At 52.0% G+C, this 14,125-nt stretch carries 14 protein-coding genes and 1 riboswitch; of the genes, 6 read left to right on the top strand and 8 right to left on the bottom strand.

Features of this window, described 5'->3' with window-relative positions:
• Positions 1–4: 4 nt before the first annotated feature.
• The 3 genes from bioH to bioF all read right to left on the bottom strand — a co-directional run bounded on the left by bioH (position 5) and on the right by bioF (position 2,933).
• Positions 5–766, bottom strand: a complete 762-nt coding sequence (gene bioH / locus K4H25_RS06235) for a pimeloyl-ACP methyl ester esterase BioH (protein ID WP_221022483.1) — start codon at positions 764–766, stop codon at positions 5–7.
• A gap of 103 nt (positions 767–869) precedes the next feature.
• Positions 870–1,724, bottom strand: a complete 855-nt coding sequence (locus K4H25_RS06230) for a Rossmann-like and DUF2520 domain-containing protein (protein ID WP_221022482.1) — start codon at positions 1,722–1,724, stop codon at positions 870–872.
• 9 nt (positions 1,725–1,733) lie between these two features.
• On the bottom strand, positions 1,734–2,933 hold the full coding sequence (bioF, locus tag K4H25_RS06225) for an 8-amino-7-oxononanoate synthase (RefSeq protein WP_221022481.1): 1,200 nt from the start codon (positions 2,931–2,933) through the stop codon (positions 1,734–1,736).
• A gap of 282 nt (positions 2,934–3,215) precedes the next feature.
• Between bioF and K4H25_RS06220 the strand changes: the two genes are divergently transcribed.
• Positions 3,216–4,490 carry a nitronate monooxygenase gene (locus K4H25_RS06220; RefSeq protein ID WP_221022480.1) on the top strand — a complete coding sequence of 425 codons (1,275 nt, stop codon included), beginning with the start codon at positions 3,216–3,218 and terminating at the stop codon, positions 4,488–4,490.
• Positions 4,491–4,565: 75 nt separating this feature from the next.
• Here the strand turns inward: K4H25_RS06220 and dapA are convergent, their stop codons facing one another.
• Entirely contained in the window at positions 4,566–5,429 is an 864-nt protein-coding gene (dapA, locus tag K4H25_RS06215) for a 4-hydroxy-tetrahydrodipicolinate synthase (protein ID WP_221022479.1), read from the bottom strand.
• An 82-nt stretch (positions 5,430–5,511) separates the two neighbouring features.
• A riboswitch (Lysine riboswitch) is annotated at positions 5,512–5,740 on the bottom strand.
• A 96-nt stretch (positions 5,741–5,836) separates the two neighbouring features.
• Between dapA and K4H25_RS06210 the strand changes: the two genes are divergently transcribed.
• Entirely contained in the window at positions 5,837–6,817 is a 981-nt protein-coding gene (locus tag K4H25_RS06210; protein WP_221022478.1) for a type II secretion system F family protein, read from the top strand.
• A 131-nt stretch (positions 6,818–6,948) separates the two neighbouring features.
• Here K4H25_RS06210 and K4H25_RS06205 read toward each other — a convergent pair whose 3' ends face one another.
• The 3 genes from K4H25_RS06205 to K4H25_RS06195 form a co-directional block, all read right to left on the bottom strand.
• Positions 6,949–7,263 carry an AzlD domain-containing protein gene (locus K4H25_RS06205; RefSeq protein WP_221022477.1) on the bottom strand — a complete coding sequence of 105 codons (315 nt, stop codon included), beginning with the start codon at positions 7,261–7,263 and terminating at the stop codon, positions 6,949–6,951.
• The gene (locus tag K4H25_RS06200) at positions 7,263–7,946 is read right to left on the bottom strand and encodes an AzlC family ABC transporter permease (RefSeq protein ID WP_221022476.1); all 684 of its coding nucleotides are present in this window, start codon (positions 7,944–7,946) and stop codon (positions 7,263–7,265) included. The genes K4H25_RS06205 and K4H25_RS06200 overlap by 1 nt, the downstream gene beginning before the upstream one ends.
• A 220-nt stretch (positions 7,947–8,166) precedes the next feature.
• On the bottom strand, positions 8,167–9,348 hold the full coding sequence (locus K4H25_RS06195; RefSeq protein ID WP_221022475.1) for a glycoside hydrolase family 18 protein: 1,182 nt from the start codon (positions 9,346–9,348) through the stop codon (positions 8,167–8,169).
• A 266-nt stretch (positions 9,349–9,614) separates the two neighbouring features.
• Here K4H25_RS06195 and K4H25_RS06190 point away from each other — a divergent pair, with 266 nt between their 5' ends.
• Genes K4H25_RS06190 through K4H25_RS06175 form a run of 4 tightly spaced genes read left to right on the top strand, consistent with a single transcriptional unit; the run spans position 9,615 to position 12,518 of the window.
• Entirely contained in the window at positions 9,615–10,163 is a 549-nt protein-coding gene (locus tag K4H25_RS06190) for a chorismate--pyruvate lyase family protein (protein ID WP_221022474.1), read from the top strand.
• On the top strand, positions 10,163–11,047 hold the full coding sequence (ubiA, locus tag K4H25_RS06185) for a 4-hydroxybenzoate octaprenyltransferase (RefSeq protein WP_221022473.1): 885 nt from the start codon (positions 10,163–10,165) through the stop codon (positions 11,045–11,047). The genes K4H25_RS06190 and ubiA overlap by 1 nt, the downstream gene beginning before the upstream one ends.
• Complete coding sequence (locus K4H25_RS06180) at positions 11,044–11,868, top strand: hypothetical protein (protein WP_221022472.1); 825 nt, start codon at positions 11,044–11,046, stop codon at positions 11,866–11,868. Before ubiA ends, K4H25_RS06180 begins: the two co-directional genes overlap by 4 nt.
• Before the next feature lie 2 nt (positions 11,869–11,870).
• The gene (locus K4H25_RS06175; protein ID WP_221022471.1) at positions 11,871–12,518 is read left to right on the top strand and encodes a glutathione S-transferase N-terminal domain-containing protein; all 648 of its coding nucleotides are present in this window, start codon (positions 11,871–11,873) and stop codon (positions 12,516–12,518) included.
• A 24-nt stretch (positions 12,519–12,542) separates the two neighbouring features.
• Here the strand turns inward: K4H25_RS06175 and K4H25_RS06170 are convergent, their stop codons facing one another.
• Positions 12,543–14,078, bottom strand: coding sequence for a S41 family peptidase (locus K4H25_RS06170; RefSeq protein ID WP_221022470.1), 1,536 nt, complete (start codon positions 14,076–14,078; stop codon positions 12,543–12,545).
• Positions 14,079–14,125: the final 47 nt, after the last annotated feature.

Genomic DNA, 14,125 nt, shown 5'->3' with positions numbered 1-14,125 from the left:
ACGATTAGTTTTTAGCCAGAAACGCCAACTGCGTCGCCAAAAATGCGTCGCGATGCGATAAAAACGGAGCATGTGCTGCGCCTTGATGAATTGTTAACGTCACATCACTCAATTGACTGGCCAGCCAATGGGCGACGGCGACAGGCGTTAAAGTATCTCGATCACCATATTGCAGCAGCACCGGGCAATCAATTTGGCTAATTTGCGCGCGTAAATCGGTATCGCGCAAAATAGCCAAGCCTTCACTCAGCGCGGTTAAGCTGGGCTCACCGTGCTTAAATAAATCGGCAAGTAATTCCTTCGTCACCGCGCGGGCGCTGGCGTCTCCCATTGCTTGTAAGCTAATAAAACGCTTGAGTGTACCTTGCCAATCTTGTTGCAATTGCTCGGCAAACTGCGCCAAGACCGTGGCTGGCATCGCGCTGGCCCAATCGGCTTGTTGCATAAAGCACGGACTGGATGCGATGAGGCTCAAGGACTTCACTTTTTGCGGCTGACTCATCGCCCAAGCGGCCGCCACCGCGCCGCCCAAAGACCAGCCGATCACTTGCACCGGCCAAGGAAACGCCGCATCCACTGCAGCCACCATCGCTGGCAAGCTTAATGCCACTTCGGCCGGCGACGCACCATGGCCGGGTAAATCGACTAAATGCACGCAATAATCTTGCGCCAAAGCATCGGCTATCGAATTCCATACCGTGCTATTCATCGCCCATCCATGCAACAAAACCACATCAGGCCCTTGGCCCCGCGTTTCAATCCACATTCAATTATTCCAAGTCAATTAGGACTGACATATCACCCATAATTGGGTATATCTATGTAGTGCTTTAATTTTATAGCCTACAATCATATACCCATCCAACACTTCATTGCTTATGTAAATATTGCGCCAACGCTTGCTGCTGTTGCGGGCTTAAACGCTCACCGGCGAGGCATAGCGTGTGTTGCCCCAAAACTTGGTACAAGGGCCGGTACTGGCTTGGTAAAACCGCCAAGTGCTGCGCCACGGTCGCCGCATCGCCGCGAGCAATCGGCCCAGTCAGTGCTGCAGCAGGCCCAATGGCGACGATATTATTTAAAGTTTGCTGCATCAGCCCCAACACCAAGCGCTGCGCCATCTCTGGCGCTATACCCGCTTGATTAGCCGTTTGCAGTGACACCTCGGCCAAAGTCACCAGATAATTAGCAGCTATCGTTAACGCGGCGTGATACGCCGTTTTACCGCCAGCTTGTAGCGCAAAAGGCACCCCGCCCAAATCACTGACCCACGCTTGCAAGCGCTCAGACGCGAGCGCATCGCCTTCAATCGCGCACAGCGTGCCGGCAAAAGTCGCCACCGCTCGCGCTGGATCGGCAAAAGAAAACGCCGGATGCACGCTCGCCAGCGCCGCGCCTTGCGCGCGAAGTGGCGCCAGCTGCTGCGCGTCTAATGCGCCGCTGGCATGAAAAACGACATTGCCCGCAGCAATCACACCTGCCTGAGCCAGCTCACTGGCCACCGCAGCAATCGCCGAATCAGGTACGGCAATCAGCCATAAATCGGCGGCGGGCAAGGCCGATAGCGTGGCTACCGCCTGCCCTGCGCCGATAAAATCCAGCGCCTTTTGCGCTGCGGGCGTTCGCGCCAACACGCCAGCAATCTGATATTGCCCCGACAATTGCGCCAAGCGCGCCATAGCTTGCCCCAAACGACCAGGGCCGATGAGATTGAGTTTGAGCATAAAAACGCCTTAATCTATTGAACCCGCCGCAGGCGTTAAATCGGCCGCAGGCAACGCCGCCAAAATCAGCAACAACTGCTCACACAATGCAGCGACTTCTTCGTGCGTATGCGCAGCACTGAGCACCACCCGCAAACGCGGCGTGGCCACCGTTGGTGGGCGAATTGCCGCCACCCAAAATCCAGCGGTAAATAAAGCCGCAGACACTTGTACCGCAATTTCACTGCTTGGCAAAATAATCGGCTGAATCGCCGTGCTGGATGGCAATAAAGTACAAGCATTCGCCAGACGTTGGCGGAAATACGCAATATGCTGCTGCAAACGCTCACGCCGCGCCACATCGTGCTCAATCAAATCCAAACTGGCATGCATCGCCGCCGCGATTAAAGGCGGCGCAGCCGTGGTATAGATATACGGCTTGGCGGTATTGACCAGATAATCAATCACCACCTGCTCTGCCGCAATATACGCCCCAGCAACACCAGCAGCCTTACCCAAAGTCGCCATATAAATAATTCGTGGCGACGATAAACCCAACTCGGCTAAAGTACCGCGCCCATTCCCTAATACGCCAAAACCATGCGCGTCATCGACATACAGTAGCGCGTCGTATTGCTCGGCCAATTTAAGCATTTCGGCCAACGGCGCAATATCGCCATCCATACTAAATACCGCATCGACCACAATCATTTTGCGTGCAGCTTTGGATGCAGCTAGTTGCCGCGCTAAAGCGCTCAGATCGCCATGCGCAAAACGTTTTACGTCAGCGCGCGACAACACCATCGCATCATTGAGCGAGGCGTGATTGAGCTTATCGGCAAAAATCGCATCGCCACGCGACATCAAGCCAGTAATCACCGCCAAATTGGCCAGATAACCAGTCGACAAGGTGATCGCCGCCGGTTTATTCGCCCACGCCGCCAAGCGCTCTTCAAGCTGCTGCTCCACGGCAAAATGCCCGGCCACCAAATGCGAAGCGCCACTACCAACACCCCATCGCGTCGCGCCCACTTGGGCGGCAGCGATCAATTGCGGGTGGTTGGCCAAGCCTAAATAATCATTACTGCAAAAATTACACAACACTCGATCCGCCACCGTGACATGTGCGCCTTGTGGCGAAGTCAGCACCCGGCGCGATCGATATAAATGCGCTGATTTTCGCTCGGCGAGTTCGGCAGCAAGTTGTGAAAACCAGTGCAACTGCGACATAGCAGGTCCTTTTTTTGCGAATAGGGCATTCTAAATGATTTAGATTTGAAATTCTCTTTACATCCACCAAGCCAATTACTGACAAACGAAGAAATACCCAAGACAAAAACAATTAAATCTTGAAAGAAAAAAGTGTTACACAATGTCGCCTTTGGCAAAATCTTGCGTATTGTCATCATTGACACAAGCCAAAAACCCCTTTTACACGTTATCATTCGCCATTGAAAAATTTTACTCATCATTGAGCTGGCCTTAAAACCAGCTTAAGAATGGAACGATCTAATGAAGCGTGTTGATGATTTTCGTCTGAAATTTGGTAAAGAAGAGTATGTGCCGATTATGATCGGTGGCATGGGTGTGGATATCTCCACTGCCGATTTAGCACTAGAAGCCTGCCGTCTTGGCGGCATCGGGCATATCTCCGACGCGATGATTAATACCGTCACCGATCGTCGCTACAACACAAAATACGTCAAAGACAAACTCAAGCAATACAAGTTCAATGTAGCCAATAGCGACAAAGCCGTGGTGCAATTCGATTTAGAACAGTTGGCCAACGCCACCCGTTTGCACGTTGAAGCCACCATGGCGCGTAAGCAGGGCAATGGCATGATCTTCATCAACTGTATGGAAAAGTTGACGATGAACGGCCCAAAAGAAACCTTGCGCGTGCGAATGAATGCTGCGCTTGATGCCGGCATCGACGGCATTACCTTAGCCGCCGGTTTGCATTTAGGCTCTTTTGCGCTGATTGAAAACCATCCGCGCTTTCATACTGCCAAGCTGGGGATTATTGTTTCGTCGGTACGGGCACTGCAGCTGTTTATCAAAAAATCAGCACGTACCGGCCGTTTACCCGATTTTGTCGTGGTTGAAGGCCCATTAGCTGGAGGCCATTTAGGCTTTGGTATGGATTGGGCTGATTTTAAGCTTGAAGACATCGTCGCCGAAGTGCTCGCTTGGGTACAAAAAGAAGGCTACGAGAATATGCCGGTGATTCCAGCCGGTGGCATTTTCACCGGTTCCGACGCGGTTAAATTCTTAGAAATGGGTGCTGGCGGCGTACAAGTGGCAACGCGCTTTACCGTGACCAAAGAATGCGGCCTGCCGGACGATGTGAAGCAAGAATACTTTAAAGCCGACGAAGAACTGATCGAAGTGAATCAGATTTCACCAACAGGCTACCCAATGCGGATGTTGAAAAACACCCCCGCCATTGGTTCTGGTATTCGCCCAAATTGTGAAGCCTATGGTTATTTGCTCGATGCCAGCGGCAACTGCTCTTACATTCAAGCGTATAACAAAGTCATCGAAGAAAATCCAAACGCGAAAAAGATTTCTGAAATTCACGTTTATGAAAAAACTTGCTTATGCACGCACATGCGTAACTTTGATTGCTGGACTTGTGGGCACTTTACCTACCGCCTTAAAGACACCACCAATCAATTGGCCGATGGTCGTTATCAATTGCTCACTGCTGAGCACGTGTTTAAAGACTACCAATTTAGCACCGACAACCAAGTCGCCCTGCCCGAGTTGGATGAGTCTGCGGTCTAAGTTAAGCAGCAAGCACAAAAAAACCGCCCTTTTTGCTGGCGGTTTTTTTTATTACTATCGATGAATCGTTCGCGTTTAAGCCGCCGCCCATTGCAAATCCGCCGCCAATAAAGGCGCCAGCGAGGCTAAATCCTCGGCGCACAATGGCAAGCGCAATACATTACTGGCAATGCGCTGCTGATAATGCATTAAAGCTTTAGTCGGAATCGGGCTTGGCGCTACAAATAAGCTCTCCGCCGTCTCGCGCAATACCGCACCAATGGCTTCGCCCGCCAAGCCTTTCGCCACGATATCGGCCACTTGCTGCGGCCAAACATTACTGGCTACCGAGACTAAACCGGCCGCACCCAATAAGGCATGTTCGGCAAACCACACATCGTCACCCGAGTACCAGGCAATTTGCGGAAACGCCGATTTAAGCTCAGCAAAGCGCAGTGGATTGCCACCAGACTCTTTTACCGCCCAAAAATTCGGATGGCCAATTAAGGCCGCAATCGCAGCTTCGGCCAAAGCCACGCCCGAGCGCGATGGAATGTTATACAACATGCATGGTTTGCTCACCGCATCGAGTAAGGCTTTAAACCAGCGCTGCTGACCTTGAGCGCCGGGCTTGGCATAAATTGGCGTGACCAATAAATATGCCGACACCGGCTGCGTTTCGCAAAAAGCCAACCATTCCAATTGACTCGCCAAATCCAAACCACCTACGCCAACCATGAGCGGCACATTCAGTTGCAAACGAGCCGCATGCTCGATAATCGCTTGGCGCTCGGCCAAACTTAAATTCGCGCCTTCGCCGGTTGAGCCGAGCAGCGTAATGCCATTGCCGGCTGCAGCTTGCTCATGCAATAAGCGCGTTAACGCCGCAAAATCAACGCAGCCGTCGGCTTGCATCGGCGTAATCAGTGCGGTCCAAAGTGGGGTCTGGGTAACAGTCATGGTGATCTCCAATAAAAGACGATTGGAGAGAGGAAAAGTGCGGCAATGATGCGCTGGCAACGCGCCAGCTGACAATGAAATCATCACCAAGAGCACTCCAGCAATCGATGCTTTGATCACTGACAGTCCAGAGGATTCAGCCTCTGTAACCAGCAACTGAGGAGTCAAGTCCCCAATCGCTTCGGCCTTGCTCCCCCTAATACCACCGATGGTGCAGCGTGGTTCAATTGGGGTAAGCCAACTGCGCCTAGCGCACACAGAGCTTGATCTCTGCGGTAGTACGACCTGGGCAAGGCGCCTCTCTTGTCGTTCAAGAGCGTCTATTGCAACTCAAGCCTGTCAGATTGTCAACCACCTGACAGGCCCCACACTCGCCTTTTTAAGCTCAATCAGCAATACTCCTGCCTATGAGCTCATTTTCGCCACTACCGCATGCAGTTCGTGCTGATTTATTCAGCCAATTGGCCGTGCTCGAGCGCGCCGGCTTGCCGACGGACCATGCTTTAGCCAGCCTAAATCTAGCGCCGCGCTATCAGCCGCAGTTAGCCGCGATGCGTAAAGCCTTAGCACGTGGCAAAACCATTGCCCAAGCGGGCGTGCAGGCAGGTCTATTTAATCCACTGGACGCGGCACTCATCGCAGCGTCTTGCCATGCCGGCAGCCCTGCCCTGCTCTATAGCCGTCTAGCCGAGCAATCGGCACTCATCGCCCGTTTAACCCAACAAGTTCGCGCCAAATTAGCCATGCCCGCCCTCACCCTGTTGCTGGCGCTACTGATTAATCCACTACCCGCTTTGATAATGGGATCGCTCAGTTTATCCGGCTATGCTCTGGGGGTTATTACGCCGCTGCTGTTGATTTACTTGATGTATAGGCTTGGAAGATTGGTACTGCAATCGTTTGAGCGCAATACCTCAGCAACGCTGGTAAAAGCCCTGCTGCAAACACCGCTATTGGGCGCTTGGTATTTACGCAGCAAGCAACATGATTTTATCGCCAGTTTGGCGCTACTACTGCACGCTGGCGTGTCGATGTTTGCAGCCATACCCATTGCACAATCGACGCTGAACTGCGCGTATTTGCAACAGCAAACTCAGCCATTATTACGGCAATTAAAGCGCGGCCAAACGCTCACCGCGGCTTTAAGCGCCGTGCCATGGTTGGCCGATCCACGGTTGGTCGCGATGGTAGAAACCGGTGAAGCCAGCGGCACACTGCCCGACATGCTGCAACGCGTTGCCAATCAACAGAGTGCCGATCTAGCCCACAGCGCCACGCAATTAGCGGCCTGGCTGCCGCGCCTCATTTATGTGCTGATCGCCGGCTGGATGGCTTGGGGGATTTTGACCAGCGGCGCAATGCTGCCGCAAGTACCGGCGGATTTATAAATACGATGACTGCAATTTTTCAGATTAAGGCTTAATGGCGCACGCATCGAGCTGCGACTTAGCGCTATCCGCAAACGCAAACGCCTACGCCAACGCCAACGCCTACCCGTACGCCAACGCCAACGCCAACGCTAAAGTAATCGCAAGGCGTAATACACCGCCATACCCAGCACAATCCCCAACATGAGTTTTTTGCTGCGCCAGACGACCAAACCGGTGGCAATACATCCGCCCAATTGTGGGCTCAATGCTTGCCAATGCCCTTGAATCACAAAAATTTCTGGGGTAATAATCGCCGTTAATACCGCCACCGGCACATAGCTTGCCGCTTGGCGTAGCACCGGCGGAAAGCGCTCGCCGACGCCGGGTAGAAAAAAAGACACCCGCAATCCATAAGTGACCAAGGCCATGCCCAGCAGCAAACCGATTGTAGTGAGTATATCCATCAAGCCTTTTCCTTAAATCGCATTGCTGCCCATACCCCAAGCAATACTGCCAACAGCAGGCCTAATTTATACGGCAAACCATGCGCCAATAGCGCCGTCGTGCCAGCCACCACCGCGCACAGCACTTGCGCGCGCGACACCAACATCGGCACCACAATGCCGGTAAAAGTCGCCACCATTGCAAATTCAAGTCCCCAATATTGCAACTGCGGAATGTTGTTGCCCAGCACAATACCGATACCGGTAAATACAACCCACGTGCTGAAATTGACCAAACCTGAGCCCAGCATCACCGAATCCAGTGGCCGTATTTTGCGGCTGGCCGCGCTTTGCACTACGGCAAAAGTTTCGTCGGTTAAGAAATAAGCCAGCAGCGCTCGCCGCCAAAATGGCAGATGGGCAAATGGCAGTTGCAAGCTGGCGCTATACAGCGCATGGCGCAAATTGATAATCAGCGTGGTAAAAATAATCACCGGCAGCGCCGCGCCGACAGCCAGTAAGCTCAGCGCCAAAAACTGGCTAGATCCGGCATAAACCAGCACCGACATCGCCATGGTTGCCCATGGCGACAAACCGGCTGGCCCGGCCAAAGTGCCAAAAATGAGCGCAAACGGGGCCACGCCCATTTGTAAAGGCAAGGTATCGAGCACACCGATTTTGAAAGCTGGTTTTGAATTTTGCATCGCAACATATTATGACAATTTAATATTTCTGACAACAGCCATCAGCCCAATCCAAGCACTAAAACCGCCGATTGCGCGCCAGTAATGCACCTCGCCAATCTCGCTTAGAAATAAAAAACGCCCCATCGAAAACAATGGGGCGCAAACCTAATCCAAACCAGCCGAACCAGCCGAACTAGCCAATCAGCCAATCAGCCAATCAGCCAATCAGCAACAACGCTCAGCTAAATGGTTTGGCGTTTAAACTTCGGCGCAAGCTTTTGAGCAAAGTAAAATCCGCATCGTCTTGCGTGATTTCCCAAATCATCACTCCGCCGAGTTTTTTGTCTTTTACAAATTTGACCTTCTCGGCCAATGAAGTTGGATCGTCAAAAGTGATCAGCTCTTTTTTGTCAGCATGGTAGAGATACGGCGTTTGCCCTGATTCAGCATTGCGATGCACTTGCCAGCCTTGACTTGGCAACTGCGCCGCCTGCAATTGGCCCCATGTCATCACCCCGACTTCCGCCTGATCATTCAAACCCGGGCCCGACATACTTTGTGCCAAACCGTCGCCATTGGGGCCTGCGGCAACATTGCCTAAGCCACGGGCATAAAACGGTACGCCGAGCATTAATTGCGATGGCTTAGCGCCTTGCGCCAGATAATATTCAATCGCTTTACTGCTGGAGAAAACCCCACCATCTGGGTCGCTCGGCACGGCATGTAAACTCGCTTGCAAGGTCGCGGTTTTACTCCAGCCGCCTGCGCGATCATAGGCCATTAAAAACACCCAATCGAGCATCGGCAATGCGGCTTTTAAGTCATACCCTTGCATCACCCAACCGCCATTATTGCCGGGGGTGGCAACGCTTAACACGTAAGCTTTTTTATCTTTTTTACCCGCAGCATCTAAGCCTTGGCGCAAATCACGAATTAAACTCACCCAGTTTTGCGCATCCGCTGGTGATGCGTCTTTAGCGTAATCGCCACCGGTGACTGGATGCTCCCAGTCCAAATCCAAACCGCTGCATTGGTAATCGCGCATAATGCCAATCGCCGATTGCACCAGTTTTTCGCGTCCCGCTTCGGTTTGCGCAGTTTTGGCGATATTGCGCGATCCAGTCCAGCCACCAATAGCCCACATACAGTTAAATTTGGGATTGACCTTTTTGGCTTTAACCAACTCAGCACGCCATAAATCCGCCCCAGCTTTAGCCGCTGGCGAAAGAAACGCTTTGCCATCAGCGTCCACTTCGATAAATGACAAAATGCCATAATCGAGCACCGGCAGTTGCTGGCCCGCTTGGCTCACTACCTTGGCATCACGCCAAGTCGGCAAATAAGACACTAATTTTTCTGCGGCAAAACTTGGCGCAGTTAAAGCCAGCGCACTCAAAAATAACACCGGTAATTTCATCATGATGAAGCTCGAAGGGTTAACAAGGGGCATTACGATCAGCGATACAGCAATTTAAACTCTGCTCAGATCATACGGACTTGCTTACATGGATTAAATGTCTCAATCAACCGGCGATTTGTCTTAATCGCACGGCAGGTTCCAATCTACGCCCGATCTACGGTCAATGTACTGCAGTGGACAAATCCAGCGGCGCAATGCCAGCCCAACAGGCTAACTGGGCTTTTATGGCATAATGGCTCGGTTTTGATGAACCCCTTTTGTGCCCTATGCTGCATACCGCTTTTTGGCATACGCCCTTGGCCTTGGCGCCGTGGCCGTTGCGACCTTGGTTGAGCGAACGCGGCTCATTAACCCAACGTTTAATCGCGCATTTTCCGCAATTAACCGTGCGCGTTTTACAACAAGGCTTTCGCCGCCCACACCCAGATGAAACGCAAATTTTAAAGCTACCGCGCGCTAGCCACGTCGCGACACGCGAAGTCTTGCTCTGCAGCCAAGACCGCCCCTTGGTGTTCGCCCACAGCATTACCTGCCGCGACAATTTGCACGCGGGCTTTCATTTATTTGAGCGCTCCGGCAGCCGCCCTTTAGGCGCGCTATTGTTTGCCGACCCGTGCATTCGTCGCTCGACCCTCGCGTGGTGTCAGCTCAGCCCGCGCCATCCTTTATGGCAAAAAGCCCAAGCCGCCGTCGGCGGGCAAGCCGCGACTTTATGGGCGCGACGTTCGGTGTTTTATTCTGGCGCGGCGCAGCTTTTGGTCACCGAAGTTTTTTTAAGCGACTTTCTTTTGTCTTCACCTTGCGAACCCATTTAATGCCAACGCCCTATTTCAAACCGCAGCGCTGGTCGGCGTATATTCGTTTAGCCCGTATGGATAAGCCCATCGGCACTTTATTACTGCTCTGGCCCACACTCTGGGGCTTATGGATCGCCGCGCAAGGTCGGCCCGATTGGTCGTTATTATTGATTTTTTGCCTTGGCACTTGGCTGATGCGCTCAAGTGGCTGCGTGATGAATGATTGGGCTGATCGCGATTTTGATGGCCATGTTGAACGCACCCAAAATCGCCCTTTAGCCACAGGCGAAATCAAGCCCAAAGCCGCACTGTATTTTGCCGCTGGCCTCGCTTTACTGGCTTTATTGGTGGCGCTGCCACTAAATCATTTGGCTTTATTACTCACCATTCCTGCGGTTTTTTTGGCGGGATCTTACCCCTTTACCAAACGGTTTTTAGCCATCCCGCAAGCGTATTTAGGCATTGCGTTTAGTTTTGGCATTCCAATGGCGTTTGCCGCGCAAACGGGCAGCGTGCCCTTGATCGCTTGGGCGCTGGTCGCGGCCAATCTACTTTGGACTGTGGCTTACGATACCGAATACGCCATGGTCGATAAGCCGGATGATCTCAAAATCGGCATCAAAACCTCAGCCATTACCTTTGGCCGCTTTGACGTTGCAGCGGTAATGCTGTGCTTTGGCGCTTTTATTCTGTGTATGTTGGGTATTGGTTATGCCACTGGCCGTGGAGTGATTTATTTTGCCGGTTTAGCCATGGTGATGCTGGCCGTTATTGATCAATATCGGCGGATTCGTGGTCGGCAGCGCGACGCCTGCTTTGCGGCTTTTTTGGCCAATAATCGCATCGGTGCGCTGATTTTTGCCGCCTTAGTGCTCGATTACGCTTGGCCGATTGCACTATGAAAACCCCGCTGACGGCAGCAGAGCAAGGCGGTTTAATGCGGCGGATTTCAGATTTAGAATCGGGCTCAGCGCGGCAATGGTATTGGTTAGAAATCGCGCAAAATTACCCGCACGATGCAGCCAGCAAAAAAGAAAAAATCTTAGGTATTGCCCTGCAGGTTTTTGGCATTAATGCCTGCCAAGCGATACTGCAAAGATTAGGTCTAACAGGCTTGGCGCTCTACCAAGCCGCGAGCGATGCTTTTTGGCGCTTGTTGCAACACAAAACCAATGACGCGATCTTAATTATTGGCGGAGTATTGGCCCTGCTTATCGGCTTTAATCGGCTCCCTGCCAGCCAGCAATTGGCCGCGTGGTGCTTGGCCATCGGCGGCGCAATTTGGCAAATCATTCGTATTTATCGCAGCCCAGCACCAGCGCCAAGCAGCGAAGCACTCGGCGCGGAAGATAGCTTAGGTTTGCAAGGCCTACTCATCACTGCCGGCGTCACGCCGACGGTATCGAGCGCTTTAATCAAAGGGCTGATTCAAGCACCACAACAATTTTTAGCCCCGTTACTGATCAACCTGCCCGATCTCGCTCCAGCAACTGAGCCCAGCCGCGCGCAACAATACGCTTGCAGTGCCTTGCCGTGGCTAGTCATCGGTACGAGCAGTAGCGCCATCATCGGCGCATTGCCGCCGGTGTGGGGCGGCATCTGTGTGTTATTGCTGCTACTGATTGTGGCATGGTGCATGCACCGCGCAGTAAAACCACTGGCTTTATTGGCTTTGAGCTGGCTCAGCTGCGGCCTATTGGCGCAACTCACGCACTGGATTTAAGCATGTCGAACTCACCGATTTTGTATTCATTTCGCCGCTGCCCCTACGCAATGCGCGCCCGATGGGCGATTTGGCATTGCCAACTCAGCGTTGAAATCCGTGAAGTGGTATTGCGCGATAAGCCACAGGAATTGTGGGCGGTATCGCCCAAAGGCACAGTGCCGGCGCTCTGCCTGCCGGATGGCAAAGTCATGACCGAAAGCTTAGAGATTATGCTGTGGGCGCTGGGCCAAGATCATGCTTGGCATCCCAGCGACTTGGCTGCAGAGCAAATGGCTTTAATCTTGCAGCACGACAGCGAATTTAAGCCCTTGCTTGACGCCTACAAATACCCCGAGCGGCATCTGGCATTGAGCCACCAGCAGCATCAAGAAAATGCGATGTATTGGCTGGAAACCAATCTATGTAAAAGGCTAGCGGTACATACCTACTTAATTGACGCAGAGTTTCACCTGAGCGACGCCGCCATTGCGCCGTTTATTCGGCAATTTGCTGCGGTGGATCGAGCGTGGTTTGTAGAGCACGCCAATCCACTGCTACAGCAGTGGTTAGCGCGTGTATTGCAGGATGATTTTTTTGCCGCTGGGATGCAAAAATACCCGCGCTGGCAAGCCGGCGACACTCCAAGCTATTTTCCCGCTCAGCTGTAAGCGCCATTGGACTAAGCGCTGCGCTTATTTCGGCCATGCCAAGTATTGATTTTTATGCATTTCTGGTTTGGCAATATGCGCCGTTGGGTCGGTAGTCGCAGCACCAGCGGCACCGAGCGCGCCCCCCGTCGCCACAGAGCGATTAAGCGCAATCGGCGGCTTACACGAATTGGGGTTGCTGCGCCGAAATAAAGCCGCCGCCAGCAGGCCTTCGTTTAGATCGCCCAAAGGCCGGCTAAAATCATCATTGGCGCTGCATTGCGGCGCAAACCCTTCGGTAAAATCACTAAACCCTTTGGCATTACTGCCAATAAACTCAATCGGGAAATAAGAAATCCCGCAATTGGATTGACCAATAAAGCCGTACGGTTTGCCACAGGTGGTTTTACCAATGATTTGCACATCAACATCAATCCCACGCAAACCATTGATAATTGCTTCACTCGCTGAACAGGTGTTTTCTGTAGCTAAAATAAAAACCTGCTTTAAATTCAAATTGGGCAATAACTGCCCCGCCATTCCCGATTGTGTGGATTGTGCCGTGGCATAAAATGGGATGACATTTGACGCCGTTTGCGCGGGGCGTTGATCACTAAATTGCAAACGATCAAACACCCGATTTTGAATTTGATTTGGCCCGGCAATCATATACGCCAATTCACTGGCAATATATAAATAACCGCCGCTATTATAGCGTAAATCTAAAATTAACGATTGCACATTATTGTTTTTAAATAAATTAATCGCATCAATTAATGGTTTTTCAGCGCTGCTAATATGCGAATTAAACACCAAATACCCCACTGGCCCACTGGCGGTATTAATAATCTGTGCCGGCAAGACCGGCATGGTTTTAGTCGTATCGGCTACAACATTAAAACTCAATACATTCGCGCCGCGCTGAAATACCATCGTGTGTGAGCTCGCCGCTTTAGGGTACAACGCAGCATTCACCGCTGCTTGATTACTGGCCGTACCGTCGGCAGGCAAGCCATCAATGGTTTTTAATTGATCCCCCCGTAACACGCCCACTAGCGCGGCTTGCGAGCCGGGTGACACATACGCCACCGTCATTTGCCACGGCGCGCTGCTGCGACTGTAATGCCATTCAATACCGTAATTTAAAACGGCGCCACTTTCTAAAAAACCCTGCCAATCGCGAGTTAAAGCCGTAAAACTAAATTGATCTTTTTTTGCTCCCGACGCGGTTAAATTGGGCGATTTTAGCGCCTTGAAATAATTATCCAGCGATGCATATGGATTAGCTTCTTGGCTAAATTGCGCCAACGCCGGATTCACATTCGGTATTTCTAGATACCATAAATATTTTTCCTGCATATTGGCTTTTAGCCATGCTTTTTCGTCATTCAAAGTGCCGGTGGTGCTAAAAGCGGTATCGTCAAACCGATAGGGATTATTGGGGGAACATTTTTGCGCCATCGCCGTACCCGGACTTGGCGTTGGGCTCGGTGTTGCCGATGTTGAACCACCACCACCGCCGCCACAAGCAACCAGCAAGAAAGCCAGCCCGCAAGACGAAAACACACTTTTTAATTTCATTTAGCTTTCACCAATGGAAATACATACTCCATGCTAGTGGCCAAGCG

The organism is Deefgea piscis (assembly GCF_019665785.1).
Taxonomy (GTDB): Bacteria; Pseudomonadota; Gammaproteobacteria; order Burkholderiales; family Chitinibacteraceae; genus Deefgea.
Note: the sequence above shows the minus strand (reverse complement) of the source record. Positions and strands in the feature narration are given on the sequence as shown.